The 21,538-nt window shown below is 67.9% G+C and carries 16 protein-coding genes and 1 pseudogene; 11 read left to right on the top strand and 6 right to left on the bottom strand.

Going from position 1 to position 21,538, the window contains the following annotated elements; genetic code table 11:
• Positions 1–697 precede the first annotated feature (697 nt).
• The 3 genes from IPG50_32085 (at position 698) to IPG50_32075 (ending at position 6,637) form a co-directional block, all read left to right on the top strand.
• Positions 698–4,159 carry a vitamin B12-dependent ribonucleotide reductase gene (locus IPG50_32085; GenBank protein MBK6696795.1) on the top strand — a complete coding sequence of 1,154 codons (3,462 nt, stop codon included), beginning with the start codon at positions 698–700 and terminating at the stop codon, positions 4,157–4,159.
• Positions 4,160–4,334: 175 nt separating this feature from the next.
• Positions 4,335–5,513: a tetratricopeptide repeat protein gene (locus IPG50_32080; GenBank protein ID MBK6696794.1), complete on the top strand. Its 1,179-nt coding sequence runs from the start codon at positions 4,335–4,337 to the stop codon at positions 5,511–5,513.
• A complete protein-coding gene (locus tag IPG50_32075; protein ID MBK6696793.1) occupies positions 5,510–6,637 on the top strand; it encodes a HupE/UreJ family protein in 1,128 nt (375 codons plus the stop codon). Before IPG50_32080 ends, IPG50_32075 begins: the two co-directional genes overlap by 4 nt.
• Before the next feature lie 56 nt (positions 6,638–6,693).
• Here IPG50_32075 and IPG50_32070 read toward each other — a convergent pair whose 3' ends face one another.
• Complete coding sequence (locus IPG50_32070; protein MBK6696792.1) at positions 6,694–7,263, bottom strand: hypothetical protein; 570 nt, start codon at positions 7,261–7,263, stop codon at positions 6,694–6,696.
• A gap of 244 nt (positions 7,264–7,507) precedes the next feature.
• On the opposite strand from IPG50_32070, the pseudogene IPG50_32065 reads away from it, so the two are divergent.
• The 3 genes and pseudogenes from IPG50_32065 (at position 7,508) to IPG50_32055 (ending at position 10,581) form a co-directional block, all read left to right on the top strand.
• Positions 7,508–8,922 (top strand): annotated as a pseudogene (locus tag IPG50_32065) (DUF4331 domain-containing protein).
• Positions 8,922–9,254, top strand: coding sequence for a hypothetical protein (locus IPG50_32060; protein ID MBK6696791.1), 333 nt, complete (start codon positions 8,922–8,924; stop codon positions 9,252–9,254). Before IPG50_32065 ends, IPG50_32060 begins: the two are co-directional and overlap by 1 nt.
• Positions 9,255–9,408: 154 nt before the next feature.
• Entirely contained in the window at positions 9,409–10,581 is a 1,173-nt protein-coding gene (locus tag IPG50_32055; protein MBK6696790.1) for a DUF2236 domain-containing protein, read from the top strand.
• Between the two features lie 62 nt (positions 10,582–10,643).
• Here IPG50_32055 and IPG50_32050 read toward each other — a convergent pair whose 3' ends face one another.
• Positions 10,644–11,105 (bottom strand): hypothetical protein, encoded by a 462-nt coding sequence (locus tag IPG50_32050; protein MBK6696789.1) that lies wholly within the window; start codon positions 11,103–11,105, stop codon positions 10,644–10,646.
• 68 nt (positions 11,106–11,173) lie between these two features.
• On the bottom strand, positions 11,174–12,139 hold the full coding sequence (thiL, locus tag IPG50_32045) for a thiamine-phosphate kinase (protein ID MBK6696788.1): 966 nt from the start codon (positions 12,137–12,139) through the stop codon (positions 11,174–11,176).
• Between the two features lie 105 nt (positions 12,140–12,244).
• Between thiL and IPG50_32040 the strand changes: the two genes are divergently transcribed.
• From IPG50_32040 to IPG50_32025, 4 genes are all read left to right on the top strand, one after another.
• Complete coding sequence (locus tag IPG50_32040) at positions 12,245–12,823, top strand: peroxiredoxin (protein ID MBK6696787.1); 579 nt, start codon at positions 12,245–12,247, stop codon at positions 12,821–12,823.
• Positions 12,824–12,832: 9 nt separating this feature from the next.
• Entirely contained in the window at positions 12,833–13,846 is a 1,014-nt protein-coding gene (locus IPG50_32035; protein MBK6696786.1) for a hypothetical protein, read from the top strand.
• 89 nt (positions 13,847–13,935) lie between these two features.
• Positions 13,936–14,832 (top strand): M48 family metallopeptidase, encoded by an 897-nt coding sequence (locus tag IPG50_32030; GenBank protein ID MBK6696785.1) that lies wholly within the window; start codon positions 13,936–13,938, stop codon positions 14,830–14,832.
• 1 nt (position 14,833) lies between these two features.
• Positions 14,834–16,648, top strand: a complete 1,815-nt coding sequence (locus tag IPG50_32025; protein ID MBK6696784.1) for a dynamin family protein — start codon at positions 14,834–14,836, stop codon at positions 16,646–16,648.
• Here IPG50_32025 and IPG50_32020 read toward each other — a convergent pair.
• Positions 16,635–17,639: a homoserine kinase gene (locus IPG50_32020; GenBank protein MBK6696783.1), complete on the bottom strand. Its 1,005-nt coding sequence runs from the start codon at positions 17,637–17,639 to the stop codon at positions 16,635–16,637. The two genes, IPG50_32025 and IPG50_32020, sit on opposite strands and share 14 nt — an antisense overlap.
• Before the next feature lie 217 nt (positions 17,640–17,856).
• Between IPG50_32020 and IPG50_32015 the strand changes: the two genes are divergently transcribed.
• Positions 17,857–18,501, top strand: a complete 645-nt coding sequence (locus tag IPG50_32015; GenBank protein ID MBK6696782.1) for a hypothetical protein — start codon at positions 17,857–17,859, stop codon at positions 18,499–18,501.
• A gap of 78 nt (positions 18,502–18,579) precedes the next feature.
• Here IPG50_32015 and IPG50_32010 read toward each other — a convergent pair whose 3' ends face one another.
• Both IPG50_32010 and gatB read right to left on the bottom strand, forming a co-directional pair.
• Complete coding sequence (locus IPG50_32010; GenBank protein ID MBK6696781.1) at positions 18,580–20,076, bottom strand: response regulator; 1,497 nt, start codon at positions 20,074–20,076, stop codon at positions 18,580–18,582.
• Positions 20,073–21,538: Asp-tRNA(Asn)/Glu-tRNA(Gln) amidotransferase subunit GatB (gene gatB, locus IPG50_32005; GenBank protein ID MBK6696780.1), on the bottom strand; the 1,466-nt coding region annotated here is incomplete at its 5' end. The genes gatB and IPG50_32010, both read right to left, overlap by 4 nt.

The raw sequence follows: 21,538 nt of genomic DNA, 5'->3' as shown, positions 1-21,538 counted from the left end.
AGCACTCCACAGCTGGGGATAACCTGAAGACAAGATCAGGGTGGGTGGACCTGCGCATGTGGGAAACCTCTGTTCAACGCCGCGCGGAAGTTCAGTGATCTCCAGTATTTTCCATGCTTGTGGGCAGAGGTGGGAAAGATCGCACCCATGTATGCACCATTTGTGGTGTCGATTTCCTGGACAGCCACGACATCTTGGGGCTAGAAGGATGACTCGCCCTTCGTACCGGTGGGCTCCTTGGTCGTCTCCGTCGAACAAAAGGTTGAAGTAGAAACCAACGAGAGCACCTCGAGCCCACCGCCTCAACGGCAACCACCTGCTCCTACGTATAGCTGAACGTACGGGCAAGACTGGGACCTGGTGAGGGCAAAGGAGCGTTCAGTAGTCGAGTGGGGCAATCCCACACCTCAATGCAATCGAAAGGGCGGCCCGAGCGCGGGCAGCTCAGGCGGCTCACGTGGTTCCCGCGCCGCACGCTGGAACGACTTTGCGGCTCCCTTGCGGTCGGCAGCGGCGCCCGGATGTTTGGCATCCGGCGACGGCGAGCCGCTGCCGGTGGACCCTTCTCGACCTTCTCTCATTCCCATCTGAACAGCAGCGACCTCACAGGGGCGCAGCGTGACGGCTCGGCCGGCGCGTGGAGGCGGACATGGCACAATCGCAAGACTTCGGGACCAACGGCGCGAACGGACGAAACATGGCGCAGACCCACAAGCACCCCTCGAAACGCAACGACGAGACGCGAGCCAAGGCGCAGAAAGCGCCTGCCAAGGCTGAGAGCCGCGCGGCGGGGACGAACGCGAGCGCGAGCGCAAGCGCGAGCAAGAAAGCCGCTGTCCGTGCGCCCGCCGGCACCGTGACGGTCGCACGCCGCTACACCACCGAGGGTGTCGACCCGTTGAGCCAGGTCGTCTACGAGCGCCGCTCGAGCACGATCACCAACCCCGACGGCAGCATCGTCTTCAAGATGGAGGGCGCCGAAGTCCCCGCCACGTGGAGCCAGCTCGCGACCGATATCGTCATCTCCAAGTACTTCCGCAAGGCGGGCCTTCACGGCGACAAGGACAAGGGCGAGCGCAGCGTCCAACACGTCGTGCACCGCATCAGCAACACGGTCCGCAAGGCCGGTGAGAAGTTTGGCGGCTACTTCGCGACCACCAAAGACGCCGACGCCTTCGAGGCTGAGCTCGCGTACCTGCTCGTTCACCAATACGGCGCCTTCAACTCGCCCGTTTGGTTCAACCTGGGCCTCTACCACCAGTACGGCATCGAGGGCTCGGGCGGAAACTGGGCCTGGGACGAGAGCCGCCAAATGACGGTGGAGACGGCCAACGCCTACGAGCGCCCGCAGTGCTCGGCGTGTTTCATTCTGGCCGTCCAAGACGACCTCATGAGCATCTACGAGGTCATGAAGAACGAGGCTCGGCTATTCAAGTACGGCTCGGGCACCGGCACCAACTTCAGCAGCATCCGCGGCAAGCAAGAGAAGCTCTCCGGCGGCGGCACGTCGAGCGGCCTCATGAGCTTCCTCGAGGTCTTCGATCGCGCCGCCGGCGCGACGAAGAGCGGCGGGACCACGCGGCGAGCCGCGAAGATGGTCTGCCTCGACATGGACCACCCCGAGATCGTCGACTTCATGACCTGGAAGGTCAAAGAGGAGCGGAAGGCGCAGGCGCTCATCCAAGCGGGCTACCCGTCTGACTTCAACGGCGAGGCCTACCACACCATCAGCGGCCAAAACTCCAACAACTCGATTCGCGTCACCGACGACTTCATGCGAGCCGTCGAGACCGGCGGCAAGTGGGAGACGCGCATGCGCACGACGCAGGCCGTCTGCGACACCTACGAGGCGCGCGATCTCTGGCGAACGTTGGCGGAGTCGGCCTGGGGCTGCGCCGACCCGGGCGTTCAATACGACTCGACGATCAACCGTTGGCACACGTGCCCGAACTCGGGCCGGATCAACGCGTCGAACCCGTGCTCTGAGTACATGTTCCTCGACGACACGGCGTGCAACCTCGCGTCGGTCAACCTCACGAAGTTCCTGACCGAGGGCGAAGGCGGTATCCCCAACTTCGACATCGAGGGTTATCGCCACGCGTGCCGCACGTTCTTCATCGCGCAAGAGATCCTCGTCGACCTCTCGAGCTACCCGACGGGCCCCATCGCGAAGAACTCGCATGACTACCGCCCGCTGGGCCTCGGCTACGCCAACCTCGGCAGCCTTCTCATGCAGCTCGGCATCCCCTACGACAGCGATCAGGGTCGCTCCATCGCCGCGGCGCTCACGGCCATCATGTGCGGCCACGCCTACAAGGCGAGCGCTGAGATGGCGCGCTCCAAGGGCGCCTTCCCGGGCTTCGCCAAGAACCGTGAGCCGATGCTCCGCGTCATGCGCATGCACCGCGACGCGGCGCACGCCATCTCGCCGGTCGATTGCGTGCTCCCCGGTGAGCCGTCGTCGATGGCGGGTGCGCTCTACCGCGCGGGCTGCGAGGACTGGGATCAGGCCGTTCGCCTCGGCGAAGCCCACGGCTACCGCAACGCGCAGAGCACCGTGCTCGCGCCGACGGGCACCATCGGCCTCTTGATGGACTGCGACACGACCGGCATCGAACCGGACTTCGCCCTCGTGAAGTTCAAGAAGCTGGCCGGTGGCGGCTACTTCAAGATCGTCAACCAATCGGTGCCCGGGGCGCTGCGTCGGCTCGGCTACTCGCCGGCGGAGGTCCAGGAGATCGTCGCGTACGTCAGCGGCACCAACACGCTCCTCGCGGCGCCGCACGTCAACCGTCGAAGCCTGAAGGACAAGGGCTTCACGGACATCGACCTCGGCAAGGTTGAGGCTGCCCTCCCCGGCGTCTTCGACCTCGACGCGGCCTTCGCACCTTGGATCATCGGCGACGAGACCTACGAGCGCCTCCTCGGCGTCAACTGGAAGGACTCGAAGCGTCCGATGCTCGAGCGCCTCGGCTTCACGCGCACCGAGGTCGACACGGCGAGCGACATCATCGTCGGCCGCATGACCATCGAGGGTGCCCCGCACCTCAAGAAGGAGCACTACGCGGTCTTCGATTGCGCCAACCGCTGCGGCAAGCACGGCTCGCGCTTCTTGGCCCCCATGAGCCACGTCAAGATGATGGCGGCCGCGCAGCCGTTCTTGAGCGGAGCCATCTCGAAGACCGTCAACCTCCCCAACGACGCGAGCGTCGAAGAGGTCGCCGAGATCTACGAAGAGGGCTGGCGCCTCGGACTCAAGGCCGTGGCCCTCTACCGCGACGGGTGCAAGGCGTCGCAGCCGCTCTCCACGTCCAGCAAGGACAAGGAAGAGAAGAAGGCTGATGCCGACGCCAGGGCGACGGTCAACAACGACGTCCTGTCGCCGATCCCGATGACGAACGCGCCCCAAGACACGACGCAGCTCACGCTGCAGCTCGTGCCCAAGGACACGCGCCCACACGGCCTCCGCGTTCGCTTGCCCAAGAAGCGCACCGGCTTCACGCAGGAAGCGCGGGTCGGCGGCCACAAGATCTACCTCCGCACCGGCGAATACGAGGACAACACGCTCGGTGAGATCTTCATCGACATGCACAAGGAGGGCGCCGCCTTCCGCTCGCTGATGAACTGCTTCTCCATGAGCGTATCCATCGGCCTGCAATACGGCGTCCCGCTCCAGACCTACGTCGACCAGTTCACGTTCACCCGCTTCGAGCCCCAGGGCATCGTCGAGGGTCACCCGAACGTGAAGGTCGCGACCTCCATCGTCGACTACGTCTTCCGCGTGCTCGGCGTCGAATACCTCCACCGCTACGACCTGGCGCACATCAAGCCGGAGGAGGCGGAGGAGAAGGACGCACCGCCGGCGCCGCCCAGCGTTCATCCGGAAGCGCTCATGGCGATGACCAGGACGCAGCCGATGCCGACCATCACGTTGCCCAGTGAGATGGCGATGCCCGCCGCGAAGGCGACGCAGGTTCGGAGCAACCAAATGGCCGAAGGGCTCGAGGGAGCCGGCCGCGGCGGCGGCTCAGCACTCGACGCCCAACTCGACTCGATGATGGGCGACGCGCCGCTCTGCGACGTGTGCGGCCACATCACCGTACGCAACGGCGCTTGTTACAAGTGCCTCAACTGCGGGAACTCGATGGGCTGCAGCTGAGTCGATGAGCTGACTCGGCCTGGGGCGCGCGCCGGTGACGGCCGCGCCCCGCCGCTTTTTGTTGGCATGGCGCAACGACGACCGCGATCCGGAGCGCCACTTCGAACGTAGCCCTGGAGCGTCGCGGGTTATCCTGCCAGCGCCCTTCATGCCCGTCTTTGGCGAAAGAGCTCGTGTGGCCACGATCTTCGCGGCTGTGCTGACGCTGGTGGTGGCAGGGGCCGTCTCCGAACGACGCTCACGTGCCGACGGGGCGCCGCGCGTTCCGACCGATCGAGCCGAGGTCCTCGAGCGCCTGCCGGCCTCGTTGGGCCGGGACCGTTCGGAGCTTGAGGCGCGCGAGCGGGCCGCCCTTGAAGCGCCAAACGATGCCGCGGCCATCGCCGCCTACGTGGAGCGGGCCGTCGTCGAGGCGCGACGCACCGGCGATCCGCGTTGGCTCGGTCGCGCGCGAGCGGTGATGGGCCCCTATTGGCTCGCGAAAGCCGCCCCCGACAAGCTGGTCTTGCTCCGCGCGACCATCAAGCAAAGCCTGCACGATTTCGAGGGCGCGCTGGCCGACCTCGACGCGCTGACGGTCACCTCCCCTGGCGATCCGCAGGTCTGGCTGACGCGCGCGACGGTGCTCTTCGTCCTCGCCCGCTACGACGCGGCGCGCGACAGCTGCGCCCGGCTTGCGCCGCTCGCCTCCCCGGTCATCGTCACGACGTGCGCGGCCACCATCGACAGTGTCACAGGTCAGGCGCAGAAGGCTTACGACGCGCTCCTGCCGCTGGCGACGACGGCCGCGCGGGACCTCTTGCCTTGGGCGCTCTCGACGCTCGGCGAGGTCGCCTTACGCCGCGGCGACGCGGCGGCGGCCGAGAAGCATTTCCGCGAGGCGTTGGCCAAGGACGCAGGCGATCGCTACACGCGAGGAGCGCTGGCGGATCTCATGCTCGACGCGAACCGCCCCCAAGAAGCGTCGGCCCTCCTCACGGAGCACACCGACGACGACGGCCTCCTCCTGCGTCTCGCCATCGCGGAGACGCGGAGCCAATCGCCCTCCGCCGAAGCGCGACGGCGGTCGATCTACGAGCGGCACGAGGCGGCGCGAGGGCGCGGCGACGCGGTCCACTTGCGCGAGGAGGCTCGGTACTTCCTCGACCTCACGGACGACGCCGCGCGCGCCCTTGAGCTCGCGCGGCGCAACTTCGCCGTACAGAAAGAGCCGTGGGATACGCGCCTCGTCCTCGAGGCGGCGCTCCGAGCGCGCGCGCCCGCGGCCGCCGCCGACGCCATCGCGCTCGTTCGCTCGAGCCGCACCGAGGAGCCCGCGCTCCGTCGCCTCGCGGCGGGGCTCGGTGCGCCATGAGGCTCGCCTGCGCGCTCATCATGATGTTCGCGGTCTTGCTCGTGGGACGCGGGGCCCACGCCCACAAGCCAAGCGACGCGAGGCTGACGCTCACCGGCGACGCACCGCGCATGGAGCTTCGCGTCGACGTCGCCCTGCGAGACCTCGACGCCATCTTCCACCTCGACAGCGACGGCGACCTCGCCATCACCTGGGCCGAGGTCCTCGCCAAGGAGGGTCTCATCCGGCGCTATGTGGAAGAGCGCGTCACCCTCCATCAAGGAGGCACCCCGTGTCGGCTCGAGGGGGCCGCGCCGCTCGGCACCGCGAGCCACACCGACGGCGCCTACGCGGCCTTGTCGTATTCGGTGACGTGCGCGTCGGCCGCGGCGGTCGCGGTTCGCTACGGACTCTTCTTCGATCGTGACGCGCTGCATCGCGGCCTGTTGCGCGCCAAGGCCAGCGACGCGCCGCTCATCTTCTCCGCCGACGCGCGCGAGCAGTCGCTGCCGTCGGCCGGCGGCGGCGATGATCGCGCGGGCTTCGCCTCGGCCGTTCGCGAGGGCGTGATCCACATCGCCATCGGCGCCGATCACCTGCTCTTCGTGCTCGCCCTCCTCCTCCCTGTGGCCCTTCGGCGCAAGGAGGGCCGTACCTTCGGGCAAGCGGCCCTCGACGTCGCCAAGCTCGTCACGGCCTTCACGCTGGCGCATTCGGTCACGCTAAGCCTCGCAGCCCTCGACTTCGTGAGGCTCCCGTCGCGGCTCGTCGAGACATCCATCGCCATCTCTGTGGCGCTGACGGCCCTCGACAACTTCCGCCGGGAGCCGAGCTCGCGGGAGCGGTGGCTCCTCGCCTTCTCGCTGGGGTTGCTCCACGGCTTTGGCTTCTCGTCGGTCTTGGCCGAGCTCGGCCTCGCTCCGCAGAGCCTCGCCAAGACGCTCGTGGGCTTCAACGTGGGCGTGGAGCTTGGCCAACTGGGGTTCGTCTTGGCGGTGTTCCCAATTCTGTACGCCGTGGGTCATCGGCCGCTCTTGGGCCGCCGGGTCTTGCCCGCGCTCTCGTTCGCCGTCGCTCTGGTGGGCGCGGCGTGGGCCATCGAACGAGGCTTTGAGGTGCGCATTCTGCCGAGTGTCGGCGGGTGACGCACTTCCGCCGCGCCCGCGGGCGTGGCGAGCGGATCGAGGCGCCGCGCCTGCGCTCAGAGCTTCGAGAACAGCTCGACGCTCTTCTTTGCGACCGCCTCGCTCTCAGGTGTCTTTACCGGCGGCTGCCGGACCGTGAGCAGCGTCTTCTTGTTTGCCACGAGCTCGCGATTGGGAACCGACTCGAAGAACTTCGCCGAGCTGTCGCGCCCCTTCTTGAGCTCCTCGGCGCTCGCGTATTCGCAGACGCTGTACGCCGTGCCGCCGGGGCCCTTGGCGCCCAAACAGTAGAGCGCGCTGTAGATCGTCGCGACGTGTTGCTTCTTGTCGGTGAGCGCGACGCCCCCCTTCTCAAGCGCCGCGTAGACGTCTTCGGCGCGCGGCGTGCCTTCCGTCTTGCGGTCCCGCTCCGAGAGGAGGCGGTCCTCCACGGTGAGAAGCACACGACCGGCGGAGCCGACCGCGCCGCTCGGGCTGGGCGCGACCGGTGCGACCTGCGCCTCGGGGGCGCGCGCCGCGTTCGTCGAGGCGTTCGTCGAACTGGACGCGGCCGGCGCGGGCTCGGTCTTGGCCTTTGCACAACCGAAGAGCAGCATCGCGGCCAGCGGCAAGAGAGTTCGCGTCATCGGGGCAAGGTACGAGCGAAGGACCATGGCGGCTCCCAATAGCAGGCCTCGCGTGACGTGTCGCCCACGTGAACTCCATGACACGGCCTCGAAAAAAAGGACGGTTTCGGTACGCTTTTCAACGACATACCCCGCGGTCGGGAAATACGGAGGAAAGTGACGAAAAAAGAGGGACCCGGGATACCCTCTCGTACGTTTTTCGGCAGTTGGAATCCGAAAGGAGAATTGGATGCGGATTGGAAACATGCTTACGGCGGTGGGGGCGGCAGCGGCCCTCTTCGTTTCTGCGCACGACGGTCAGGCCTCGAGCCACCGTGAGGCGCCGTTCATCGCGAAGAACCCGAAGGTCGACGCGACGGACTTCTACATGTTCAACAGCTTCGAGACGGGCCGCGATCAGTTCGTGACGCTCATCGCGAACTACCAGCCGCTCCAGGACGCCTACGGCGGTCCGAACTACTTCACGATGGACCCGGAGGCGATCTACGAGATCCACGTCGACAACAACGCCGACGCCGCGGAAGACATCACCTTCCAGTTCCGCTTCTCGAACGCCCTCGCCAACTCCGGCAACGGCATCGCGCTGCCCATCGGCGACGACGCTGGCGTCAAGAACGTCGGGATTCCGCTCGCCATCGCCGGCTCCGTCAATGGCGGCAGCGGCTCGGTGAACAACATCAACGTCAACGAGAGCTACACCGTCAAGGTCGTGCGCGGTAACCGCCGCACGGGCACGGCGCAAGACGTCACCAACGCCACCGGCGGCGCGACGACCTTCACGAAGCCCATCGACAACATCGGCGCAAAGACCTTCCCGGCGGGCTACGACACGTACGCGAACCAGTTCAAGTACGGCATCAACATCCCCGGCTGCACCGGCCAGGGCAAGATGTTCGTGGGGCAACGCGCCGAGTCCTTCGCCGTCAACCTCGGGACGATCTTCGACCTCGTCAACGCGCCGCTGGGGACCATCGCCGACCCCGCCAACCGCGCAGCTGTCGCGAACCCCATCGGCAACAAGAACGTCACCTCCATCGCCCTCGAGCTTCCCGTCGACTGCCTGCGCACCGCCAGCACCGGCGCCGCGGCGATCATCGGCGGATGGACGACCGCGAGCGTGCGCCAAGCGCGCGTCATCAATCCGAACGCGACGTACAGCAAGCCCAGCCGCGAAGGCGGTGCCTGGGCCCAGGTCTCACGGCTCGGCAGCCCCCTCGTCAACGAGGTCGTCATTGGCCTCAGGCCTTCCTCACGGGAGTGACCGGCGTGAACGCCAACGGGTCCACGGCCGAGTACCTTCGTCTCAACACGTCGTTGCCTGCGTCGACCGACGCGGCGCAAACGGCCTTCTTTCCGGCGGCCCAGTCGGTGTCGCGCAAGGGTGACCTTGGCGCCCTCGGTTGTTTCACGGCGGGCTCAGGGGCAACGGCTCCGGCGCTCGACACGAGCCTCACTGGCTGCGACCCCGCGGGCTTCCCCAACGGCCGTCGTCCCGGCGACGACGTGACGGACATCGCCCTTCGCGTGGTCATGGGTCGACTCCTTCCGCCGGCCAGCGCCGGCGCTGGCGGCGTTCCCCTGCACGACGCGGTCCTGCAGAGCCAGAGCCAGTTCGACGCCGCATTCCCGTACCTGAAGACGCCCAAGGGAGGCACGTGATGCGCAGTAGCGTCCTGGCGCTCTACATCGCGCTCGCTGCAGCGTGCGCGACGGCGGGCTGCGACGACGAGGTGGAGCCGACGAAGTCGACGCCGTCGACGGATGCCGGCTCCGACAGCACGGTGACGCCGCCCGGCGACGCCGGCGGCGGTGACGTGCAACAGCCGAACACCGACGGCGGTGACGGCGGCACGGGCCCCATCGAGTTCACCGACTACGTGAAGGATCTCATCCTCAACAAGACGGCGGACAACTCGACGCCCGACGACCCCGAGACCAAGACCTTCAAGGACTCGGAAGACCCGAACGCGTTCCCCGGCACCTTCTTCTAGAAGAACTTCTCGAAGAGGCTGCTCACACGAGAGCCGCGTGCCCGCTGGGTGCGCGGCTTTCGTCTTTCGTACGCCAAGCGCGGCGGTCGGCGATTTTGTCCCCACGTGGACGTCTCGACACCACGCTCTGCGGAGGCCACGATCACGGACTCCGATGTCCCTCCCCGCCCGCGCCGAACGCCTCGACGACGCCAGGCGCCGCTTCGGCGATCGCGTCGACCGACTCGGCGCGTTCTTCGCGAAGTGCGACCCGCTCGCGGACGCTTGCGTCGACGCCTTCGCCGCGCTCCCAAAGGGCCAGAGCCAGCCCCTCGTGGAGCGCGCGCTTGCGGGCGGTCACGAGGCCGTGAAACGCGACTGCGCGCCGCTTGCGGAGCTGATGGAGGCGGTCGAACACGTTCCACCTTGGGTCGATTGGGAAGCGTTAGACCGGGGCGGTGAGCTCTTGTTGCGAACCGGCCCCCTGGGCGCGCTCGTCCTCGCCTTTCGCTCCCTCGTGCTCGCGTATGCAGCGCCCGGTGGCAACAAGCCGCTCGTGCTGTCAGGACGCCTGACCGAGCAGGCCGCGCGACGTCTCGCCGAAACGGGTCGCTTCGTTCACGCGACCTGCGTTCACGGCGGCCTAAGGCGCCATGCCGACGGCTTCCGCATCACCGTGAAGGTCCGCTTGATGCACGCGCAGATGCGCCGCCTCGCGAGGCGCAGCGGCCAGTGGCGACCGGAGCTCTGGGGCGAGCCGATCAATCAGCACGACATGCTGGGGACGCTGCTCGTGTTCTCGATCGCGTTGCTCGATGGCCTACGGCTCGTGGGCTTCCGCGTCACCGACGATGAGGCTGACGCCTACGTGCAGCTATGGCGTTACTCGGGCTACCTCTTGGGGCTCGACCCGGAGCTGTCGCCCACGTCGGAGCGTGAGGCACGGCGCTTCGCAGACACCATGTCCGCCATGCAGGGCCCGCCCGACGACGACGCGCGCGCGCTCGTGGCAGCGCTCTTCGGCCCCGGCTTGGGTCCGACGCACAGCCGCGCTGAAGAGCTCGCTCGAGCTGCCTACCGACGCTTCGCCATGGGCCTGTCGCGTGGGCTCGTCGGCGACGCGGTCGCCGACGGCGTCGGCCTGCCCGACGACCGCTTCCGCCACGCCATCGACGCCTTGCGGCCCGGCGTCAGGGCGGCCGAGCGCGTGCGCCTCGCGTCACCGCTGGCGCATCGCGCGTACGTGAACGCGGGCAACGCACGGTGGCGCCGCGTCGTCGAGACGGGCCTCGGCGCCGAGAGGCCCGAGTTCCAAGTCTCCACGTTGCGCGGCTCGACTCCGCGCTGATCCACGACGACCGGTCGCACGACGACGCAGAACGTCACCGCGTCGCGCGCCGTGTGGCTCGCTCAGAGCCCCGAGCAGAGCGCCGGAAGCGTGGGCTTGCCGCGCAAGATGGCGCGGATCGGCTCAAGCTCGGGCGCCGCTCCGCCCTTGGTCGGGCCGAGCTGGAGGGCGAAGGTGTCGCACGTCGCCGCAAGGCCCAAGAGCTGCGCCGACTCCGGCGAGGTGCCCATGGCTTTGGCCTGGTTGCGGAGCGCGTTGCAGCACTGCTTCGCGCGAAGCTGGCTCGTCGTGAGCCCGGGCCCCGTGGGCTTCTTGGCCGCATCGGCCGCGTCGGCGTCGTTGCCGGCATCGAGCTCGTCGAGCGGTGCGATCTGCGTGGGCGCCGCGTCGACGACGACCGGCGGCGGAGGCGGCGGCCCCGCGTCGACCACGACCGGCGTCTTGTTGGGGCACCCGAGGAGCCCGACAGCAAAGAGCGGGCTGAGCACGACGAGCGAAGAGAGAAGCGAGCGGCTGGCGTTCATGGAGTCTCCGGTGCGTTGGACGTGCGACCGCGTGGCCCATTGGCTGCGCTCGCGTCGCGGCAGAGAGACTACTTCGATTTCGTGGGCACGTGCATGGCGAAGTGGTCGAAGCCCCCACGCAAAGCGCGAGTGGTTCCGTCGGCTTGCTTCAGCACGACCTCGTGGCCACGGTCCCCGAATCGACCGATCCGGGTGAAGCCCTCGAGCGCCGTGGGGCTCGCGACGAGAAGCGCATAGTCCTCGCCGCCAAAGAGAGCCAAGGCGAGCGCGTCGAGCGATAACGCGCTCGCGGCGGCGTCCGCCCCGGTCGCCGCCAGGTGTTCACGCAGCGCCACTTCTTCGAGCTCGGCGACGCAACCGCTCGCGGTGGCCACGGCGCCGAGATCTTTTGCGACGCCGTCGGAGACATCAATGGCAGCCGTCGCGGTGTCGCGAACGGAGAGGCCGTCGGCAATGCGCGCGACGGGCCGTGCCCACGCGGCGCGGGCCGCTGCCGTGGCCCCGCTGGCGTCGCCACGCAGAAACGCTTGGAGACCCGCCGCCGCGAGTCCCAAGGCCCCCGCGACGTAGAGGCCATCGCCAGAGCGAGCCCCGTTGCGCCCTATCGGCGTCGCAGCGGTGCCAAGAACCGTCGTCGTCACCGCGAGGCACGGCCCGCGCGCCAGGTTGCCACCGACGATGGGGCACATGACGCTCGCCGCCGCCTCGCGCTGGCCTTGGGCAAGCCCCGCCAGAAACGCGTCGTCGATGTCGTCGGGAAGCGCCAGCGCCGCGAGCGCCGCGAGCGGGGTTGCGCCCATGGCCGCCAAGTCGCTCAAGGCCGCCATCATGGAGCGGTAGCCGATGTCCGCGGCGCCGAGCCAGGCTCTCCGGAAGTGCGTGCCTTCGATCTGCTCGTCGACCGACGCGACCAGCGAAGCGGAGCCAAGCGGCGAGAGGACCGCGGCGTCGTCGCCGATGCCCACGCGGGGCGCGGGGCCGGGCATCGACGCGAAGAGTTGCCGCAAGAGCTCAATGCGCGCCGCTTCGCTCACGGTTCTCCGGAGGGGCGTCGCGCCGCCCGACGCACAAAGGGCATCGCAGGCGACCTTCGACCTGTGAAAAGATGCCCGGCAGAGTCAACGCGAAAGGGTCCGTGCATGCTCAAGGCTGGCGACAAGGTACCGAAGTTCGAGCTCGACAGTGACACCGGCAAGGCGCTGGGGCCCCAGAGCTTCCCGGGGAAACACGTCGTCGTCTACTTCTACCCGAAAGACGACACACCCGGCTGCACCCGCGAGGCGCAAGCCTTCACGGCCCACGCCAAAGCCTTCGCCAAAGCCGGCGCCGTCGTCTTGGGTGTCTCCAAAGACAGCATCGCTGCACACTGCAAGTTTCGCGACAAATACAAGCTCGCCGTACCGCTCCTCTCCGATCCCGATCTCAAGATCCACAAGGCCTTCGGCGCGTACGGCGAGAAGGTCCTCTATGGGAAGAAGACGCTGGGCGTCATCCGCAGCACCTTCGTGGTGGACCCGAAGGGTGTCGTGGCAAAAGCATACGGAAGCGTGAAGGTCGACGGCCACGCCGAGGCGGTGCTCGCGTTCGTGAGCGGGGGCGACAAGGCTCCGGCTCCGGCTGCGAAGAAGGCGCCGGCGAAAGCCGCAACCAAGGTTGCCGCGAAGCCAGCCAAGAAGGCAGTGGCGAAGAAGAGCGCCGCCGCGCGGGCCAAGAAGTAGTCGCCTCCAATGGACGACGCGCCGGTCCCGTACGTTTGGCTCGCCCCAGCCGAGGGCGGGGCGTACGCGCCGTCGCGCGCCGAGAGCGAGCTTGATGGGCGGCTGCGGGCCTGGGCCGCGGCGCGTCACGTCGACATTCGCCAAACGCTGGCACCGCCCGAGCCGCTGTCCGACGACACGGCCTCCGGCGATGCGGTGGAGGCGGAGTTGGCGCGGGCTCGTGATGCGCTAGCCGCCGCCGACGCCACGTCGGTGGACGCGGCCCTAGGCCGCGCCGACGAACTTCTCAACGCACACCCCGAGCTCTTGCACGCGGCGTGGCTCCGCGCCGAGGTGGAGCGCAGCCGCGCCAGTCGCCACGCGCGCCTCGAGCCCAAGGACGACGCGCGTGCGCAGCGCGCTTGGCGGTATGCCGCGTCGCTCGACGGTGGCCGTACGCGCGGACTCGGCGAGACGGTGCAAGGCGACGCGGAGCCTCTTTCCGTTGAGGTCCGCTTCACGGCCACCGCCGATGTCGAGTTCATCGTCGACGGCCGAACGCTCTCGCGCGCGCGGTCGACCGCTGCCCTCGAGGTCGTTGGTGCGGGCGAACATCACTTCCTTGCGAGGCGCGCCGGCAAGACGATTTGGGCCGCCTGGCTTGCGCCGAAGGAGGGTCTGATTCAGCTCCCCGACCTCTCGGAGCCAGCGTGCAGCCGCGGCGACTTCGCGCGGGTGCGCATCCACGGCGGCCGCATCGTCGCGTCCGGTGTGCGGTGCGAGCGCTGGTTCGCCGTGCGCCTCGACGAGGCCATCGCGCAGTGCCGCGGCGGCGCGTGCGGCGTCTTTCTGGCGCTGAAGGCCGCTCCCTCGGGCCCCGCGCCGCGGGAAGCGGAGCGACCGGGAGCTCCGACCTGGCTCACCTGGGCCGCCATCGGGCTCGGCGCCGCGCTCACCGCGGGCTCGCTCGTGTACGCCACCGGCGCTTTCGACAAGCCGGCCCACGAGACCCGATTTGTGTCGGGCGGCATCGTGGTGCGCTGACCACGCTGCGATGTCGTCAAAAACGCGAGCGCGGAATGGAAAAGCTCCACCGGTTGTCTCTTCCCTTAGCGGACCGTACGCTTCCCCCTATGGCCAACGCGCCCCAGCTCGATTTCCCTGAATTCGTCTCTCGTCGCCGCCAGGAGCACCAATCCGGCGAGAGCCGCGCGTCGCGGCGCGACTACGCCTACAGCGTCGACCACAAAATGCGCGAGCAGTTCGAGCGCATGAAGCCCGTGGAGCTCGCCGTCGCGGCAGCGCTCCGCACCTTTGGCCGCGTCGTGAAGGGCCAGCTCCTCGGCAGCTCGGTGCGCGTGTCTGACCGCCAGTTTCCACGCCTGCAAAAGCTCGTCGCGAGCTGCGCCGACACACTGTCGATCCCCGTTCCGGCCGTCTACATCGTCAACGATCCTCGCCTCAACGCCGCCACCTACGGCACTGACGACGAGGCCTTCATCATGATCCACTCGGCCCTCGTGGATCACTTCACCGACGAGGAGCTCCTCACCGTCATCGGCCACGAGTGCGGTCACATCCACAACCGCCACGTCGTGTACCTGACGACGCTCCACGTCCTTACGCAGGTCGTCGGCGTCGTCGCCCAGTGGGCGGCCTTGCCGGCTACGCTGGCGCTGCGCGCTTGGCAGCGGCGCGCGGAGATCACGTGCGATCGAGCCGGCATGTTGTGCGGCAAGAGCGAAGCCACCGCGGCGCGCGCCTTGACGAAGCTCGCGCTCGGCTCCAAGCGCCTCTACGAAGAATTCAATCTCGAGGCGTTCCTCGAGCAGCACGACGAGACGAAAGAGAACATCGGCCGCTACATGGAGGTCTTCGCCTCGCATCCGTGGCTGCCCAAGCGCGTCTTGGCCATGCGCACCTTCGGCCAGAGCGAGCTCTTTCGCGAGGCCACCGCCCAGGGCACGGGTGGCCTCTCGATGAGCGAGGTCGACGACCGTGTATCCTCGCTGCTCAAGTGGGAGTCGTGACATGACACAGCTCGACGCAGCGGCACTGGCGCGGTTTTACGAAAAGAAGGCCACGGTCCAGCAGAACCTCGACGAGCTCGCCAGCTTCGCGAGCCACATCGGGGCGCGCTCCATCGCGTCCAAGGTGAAGCTCGAGCTGGTCGCCAAGCTCGACGAAGATCGTTTTCACCTGGTCGTCGTCGGTGAGTTCAACCACGGCAAGACGACCTTCGTGAACGCCCTCGCCGGCGGACCGTTCCTACCGACGGGCGTCACGCCCACTACGGCTACGATTCACCACCTTCGGTGGGGTACCGAGCCCCACGCCTCGGTGGTCTACGCCGACGGCAAAGAAGAGCCGATCCCCTTCGAGGCGGTGCGCACCTTCGCCGTCGGCGGCAGCGGCTCGAGCGATCGCGTCGACCACCTGGACATCTTCGTGCCGGCGGAGTTGCTCCGCGAGCGCATCCTCCTCGTCGACACGCCAGGCGTGAACGACCTCTCGCTGCAACGCGCAGACATCACCTACAGCTACATTCCGCGCGCCGACGCGGTGCTCTTCCTGCTCGACGCGGGGCAAATCTTAAAGGAGAGCGAGCGCGCCTTCTTGGAGGACAAGCTCCTCAAGGCGTCGCGCGACAAGATCGTCTTCGTCGTCACGAAATGGGATCTGCTCGACGCCGGCGAACAGAAGGAGGCGCTCGCGTACGCGAAGGAGCAGCTAGCGCGCCTCGTCAAGACGCCGGTTCTGTTCCCCGTCAGCGCCGAGGCGGCGCTGGACGGGCGCGTCGCCGAGAGCGGCATGCCGGAGCTCACGGCGCATCTCTCGCGATTCCTCGCGGAGGAGCGGGGCCGCATCCTCCTCGACAACGCGCTCGGCGCCGGCCTTAGCGTCGTCTCGTTGGTGGAGCGAGGCATGGACGCCCGCGTCCGCGCCGCGTCGATGCGCTCGGAGGAGCTCGACCGACGCATCGATGCCCTTACGCATGATCTCGCGGGCCAGGCCGCCACCATCGAGCAACGACGCCTGACCATTCGTGAAGAAGTCGCGAGCATCAAGACCGGCGCCCGCAAAGACCTCGACCGCTTCGTCGACGAGGTGATCCTCAAGCTCCCGGCCGTCATCGACGACGCGAAGAGCGAAGACCTCAAGGACTTCCTCCCAGCGTTCCTCGAAGACACCTTTCGACGATGGGCGGAAGCGGAAGCGAAGGAGATCGGCGCTTCCCTCGAGGCGCTCGCCGAGAAGACCATCGCCCTCGTCAAGCAAGACGCGCGCGACGCCAGCACCCGCGTCGCGACGACCATGGGCGACACGGGGCAGAAGACCCTCGACGTGAAGATCGACACGTTCCGCTACGAGGTCGGCATCGTCACGCTCTTCACGGCAGGCGTGGGGACGCTCTTCGCCAACGCCCTGCTCGGCGTGCTCTTGCTCGTGGCCGCGCCCGTCTTGGCGCTCATCGTCCGCGAGCGCGTGCAGGCCGAGTACCGCAAGCGCGTCAAAGAGATCGCGCCCGAGCTCATGCGCACGGCGGCGGGACGCATGGCGCCCAAGCTCGACTCCATGGTGGAAGACTTCGCGAAGCACCTCGACGCGTGGGTCGTGTCGGCGAGCGAAGAGCTGCACCGCGAGATCCTCGAGGTCCTCGAGGGCACGCGCGAGGCGCGCCGCATCTCCACCGTTGACGAGGAGACGGTGCGTCAGGGTCTCACCGAGGACGGGACGCGCCTCGAGGCGCTCAAGAAGACCCTCGAAGGTGCCCGGAGCGCGCTCTGGATGCCCGAAGGCGGCGCCCCCGCCGAGCCGTCAGCCGACGGCGTCACGATGCATTGAAGACCGCCGCCATGAAGCGCTCGCCGCCCCACGCGGTCAGCGCTTCGTAGCGACCCAAGAAACGCCGGTAGTCTTTCATGACGCGGGGGCCCGCGTCGGCGCGCATGGCGTAGTCGGTGATGCGCGTGACGGTGAAGCGGAGCGCGCCAAAACATGTCTCCTCGTAGAGGGCCTGGCGCTCGTCGTCGGTGAGCGAGCGCTCGCGCTGGTAGCCGTCCAGAAGGGCGCGCAAGAGCGCGACATCGAAGGCGTCGCCGTAACACCACGACAGGCCGCAGACAGCGAGGTCGTAGACGAGCGGGCCCGTGAAGGCGCTCTCAAAGTCGAGGAGCGCCGAAAGGCTGCCGTCGTCGTTCCAGAGGACGTTGTCGCGAAAAAGATCGCCGTGGACAAGGCCATCGGGCAGCGCCTTGGCGCGACGCGACGCGTTCTCCTCCAGGGCGGACTGCAGCGGGCCTGCGAGCCTGGCGAGCTCACCGTCGGCCGCTCCCCGGACGCGCTCGAGGCGCACCAAGAGGTCTTGAACGCGAAAGCGACCGGGACCGCGTTCGGAAGCGACGCATGCTCCCGACGTCGCGAGCGGGGCATGATGCACGCGCGCCAACGCCGCCCCGAGCTGGCGGAGGTCCGCGGCGGTCACGCTGGCCTGACACCGCATGTGCCCAGCGCGCCACGGGAACAGCGCCGCGGGCTTACCGGCCACGACGCCGATGGCCTCCCCATTGCGCGCCGCAACGGGCGCTGGCGTCGGGACGCCGGCCTTCTCAAGCGCCGCCAGCATCGCGGCCTCGGCACGCGCCCCCTCGGGCCCTTGCTCCTCGAAGACGCGCAGAAACCACCGGCGCTCGAGGCCCAGAGGCCCCACGGCAGTCACCCAGAAGTTCGAGTTGACGCTCCCCTCCGGGATCGCCCCGAACGCCACGAGGCGTAGGTCGCGCGCCGCAACGAAGGTCTCAAGCTCAGACCGTGCGATGCTCGTGAACGCGGCCACGGGCGGAGGCTAGCGCGACGTGGGGCGCGGGGCCTTCGGATCGCGCGCAACGCGCCGGGACGCCAACGCGGGACGCCCGGCGGCGCTCGAATTCCCCGGAAAACCTGGGAAAAATCGAAACAAATACGAAATAGATACGCGCCGCCGCGGTATGCACGTAGACGAGGGGACCGAACCTCTGCTAAACGCCGTTCGGCTTTCGTTGAGCTACTTCCCTATGGCCACCAAAAAAGCGCCCAAAAAGTCCGTCAAAGAGTCCCCGAAACCGAAGGAGGGGCCGAAGGCCAAAGGAGCAGCCGCTCCCGCCGCGCCCGCCAAGAAGGATGACGGCGCCAAGCGCAAGCTAGGCCTGCGCGGAGCCGCCCCTTGGGCGATGCGCCACGCCGCGAAACACGCCGCCGAAGCCCGGGCCCGCGCCGCTGAGCCGCCCCTTCCGGGCAGCGCCCGCGCGACGATCCGCACGCCCAACGACGCCGAGGAGCGCAAGGCCAAGATCGCCGAGCTTCACACGGCGATGACCCAGATCCGAGGCTTCCGCAAGAACCTCAACAAGACCTTCTGGGACGTCGGCGGCATCCTCCGCGAGATCCAAATCAAGAAGCTCTACGAGCCGCGCGGCTTCGCGACCTTCGAAGCGTTCCTCGAGCGCGAGATGGACTTCGGCAAGACGACGTCCCTCCGGCTCGTGAAGATCCACGCCATCTTCCAGAAGGAAGCGGCTGTGGAGCACGGCATGGAGCGCGTCATGAACGCGCTCTTGATGCTCGACACCCCGGTCGACGGGGCCTCCAAGAGCGACGCCAAGGTGCCGCCGGCCCCCATCTCGACGTCGGCGCTGCCGCTCAAGCCGCCGGGTCGTTGAACCGCTCGCGGGGCTGGCCCTCGACGCCAGCCTGGAGAGAGGGGCCCCTCCTCGGAGGAGGCCCCTTTTTTACTTGAGCTAGCGCGCTGGCAAGAGAACGCGCACCCGCGTCCCTTTCGCGCGCTCGCTCTCGACGCCGACGGTGCCGCCGTGTTGGTCGATGATCTTTCGCACGATGGCGAGGCCAAGCCCGGTGCCCGCCTCCTTGGTCGTGAAAAACGGGTCGAAGATGTTGCCGAGCACGTCGGGCTCGATGCCGGGGCCTGTATCGCTGATCTCGATGAGGACCTGCCCATCCAGAAGCGCGACACGACCCTTCAGCTCGCCGCCGTCGCGGAGCGCCTCGAGGCCGTTGACGACGACGTTGAGCACGACCTGCTTGAGCTTCTCGGCGTCGCCCGAGACGACAGTCCCCTCGGCGAGGTCCTTGACGAGGTGAATCCCCCGCGCTTCCGCGGGGCCGCGCTCGAGCTCGAAGACCTCGTCAACGAGGCGGGCCACGTGGACCGGATCGCGACCGATCTGCCGTGGCCTGGCGAGCTCCAAGAACTCAGTCAGGAGGCGACTCAACCGTCCGACCTCTGACTCGACCACGTCGATGCGTCGCAACATGGTGTCGCGGCGTTCGCCATCGACGCCGGCCTTGTCGATGTCGCGCTTCAAGAGATGGAGCTGAAGCACGGCCGCGTTGAGCGGGTTTCGAATCTCATGAGCGAGGTTCAAGGCCAGCGCGCCCATGGCCGAGATGGCCTCGGCGTCGGCCGCCCGCTTCTCGAGGGAGCGCTTCTCCGTCACGTCGATGCCGAAGCCGAACACCACCTCACGGTCTTGCGTCTCGCCGGAGCGGGCCGGTGAGAAGTGCCACCTAATGCGGCGCCCCGGCAGGAGCCCCGCTCGCTCGACGAAGGCCGCCTCAATCTCGCCCATCGCCCTACCGCTGCGAGCGGCCTCCAGCGTGGCCGAGACTCGCTCCCGATCGCCCTCGGGGATCCACGACTCGAGGAAGTCGCGTCCCCTCGCCTCGTTGGCGTCGATCTGAGCAAGCTCGCTCGCACGGCGGTTGAAGAGCACGACGCGGCCTTCCGCGTCGAGCGCCACGACCACCACGTCGGTAAGCTCGGCGAGCGCGCGGTACTTGCGGACGAGATCTTCGCGGCTCTTCTGGAGGCGCACCTTGGTGACAGCCTGCCTCACCGTGGAGATGAGCTCCTCCGGCCGAAACGACTTGAGCACGAAAGCGAAGGCGCCCTTCTGCAAAGCTGCAAGGGCCACGTCGACGGTGGCGTTGCCGGTGATGAGCACGACCTCGCCGCCGCCGGCTTCACGAAGCGGTTCGATAAGCTCGGTGCCTGAGGTGTCCGGCAAGCGCACGTCGACGAGCGCCACCTCGAAGCCGTGGGCGCGCGCCACGGCCATCGCCTCGTCGCCGCGCGACGCCGTTCTCACCTCGACGCCGTGGGGCGCCAGCACAGCCTCGAGCGTCGTCACGAGATCCGGGTTGTCGTCGACGATGAGGACGCGCCCCGGCGCGCGACCGCAGGGGACCTCGCCGCCCAACGTGGGTGCCTTCGTCATGAGACACCCAAGAGCTTCTTCAGGACATCGTTGACCACGGCCGGGCTCGCCGAGCCCTTGGTCTCCTTCATCACGAGGCCCACGAAGTAGCCCAGGATGGCCGTCTTGCCGGCGCGCACCTGCTCGGCCTGCTTGGGGTTCGCGGCGACGATGCGCGTCACGATGTCTGTGATGGCGGCGGCGTCGCTGACGACCTCCATGCCGAGCTCGCGGACCACGTCGGACGGGGCGCGCTCTTGCCAAGGGGCCTCGGTGGCTTCGCGCCCGCCGTCTTTCGGCCGCGCGATTTTGGCGTAGACCTCTTTGGCCTGCTTTCCACTGATCTTCCCCGCGTCGACGAGCCGGAGGAGCTCGGCCACCTGACGCGGCGTGACGGGGAACTCGGCCGAGAGGCCGCGCGTGGTCACGTCTCGCAACACCTCTGTCTGCACCAGGTTGGCCACCTTCACGGGATCGCCGTGTAGGGTCGCGGCCTCTTCGAAGAAAGCCGCCAGGCGCGGATGCGACGTCAGGACGGCGGCGGCGGCTGGCGCGAGGCCCATTTCCGATGCGAAGCGGGCGCGCTTGGCGCGCGGCAACTCCGGCATCTCGGCGCGGAGCCGCTCGACGAAGACGTCGTCCAGGTAGAGCGGCCGAAGATCGGGATCGGGAAAATACCGGTAGTCCTGAGCCGTCTCCTTCGAGCGAAGGGAGAAGGTCTTCTGGCCCTTCTCGTCCCAACCGCGGGTCTCTTGGACGATGCGCTCGCCACCTTCGAGGGCCCGCTCTTGGCGAACGATCTCGCTCTCGATGGCCTTTTCGACGAAGCGAAACGAGTTGATGTTCTTGAGTTCCACGCGCGTGCCGAGGGTCGTGTCGCCCTTCTTGCGGATCGAGACGTTGGCGTCGCAACGAAACGAGCCCTCCTCGAGGTTGCCGTCGTTGACCCCGAGGAAGATGAGCACGTCGCGGAGCGTGCGGAGGTATTCGGCCGCCTCCGCGGCGCTGCGGAGATCAGGCTCGCCCACGATCTCCACGAGCGGCACACCGGAGCGGTTGAGATCGACGATGGACTCGTCGCCGCGGTCGTGGACGTTCTTGCCGGCGTCCTCCTCCATGTGAACGCGCTGGATGCGGAGCCTGCGCAAGACGCCGCCCTGCTCGACGTCGAGGTGACCGCCTTCGCTGAAGGGCTCGTCGAACTGGCTGATTTGGTAGCCCTTCGGTAGGTCCGGGTAGAAGTAGTTCTTCCGCGAAAAGCGGCTCACGGGGCGGATCGTGCACGAGAGGCCGAGCGCCGTGCGCACCGCGAGGCGCACTGCTTCTTCGTTCAGCACCGGGAGCGCTCCCGGGAGGCCGAGGCACGTCGGGCACGTCTGTGTGTTCGGTTCGGCGCCGAAGTCCGTGGCGCAGCCGCAGAAGGCTTTCGTCCGCGTGAGCAGCTGCGCGTGAACCTCGAGACCAATCACCGGCTCGTATTCGG

The sequence above is a fragment of the Myxococcales bacterium genome (assembly GCA_016703425.1).
Taxonomy (GTDB): Bacteria; Myxococcota_A; Polyangia; order Polyangiales; family Polyangiaceae; genus JADJCA01.
The sequence above is the reverse complement of the archived record's forward strand: the minus strand, read 5'-3'. Positions and strand labels throughout refer to the sequence as shown.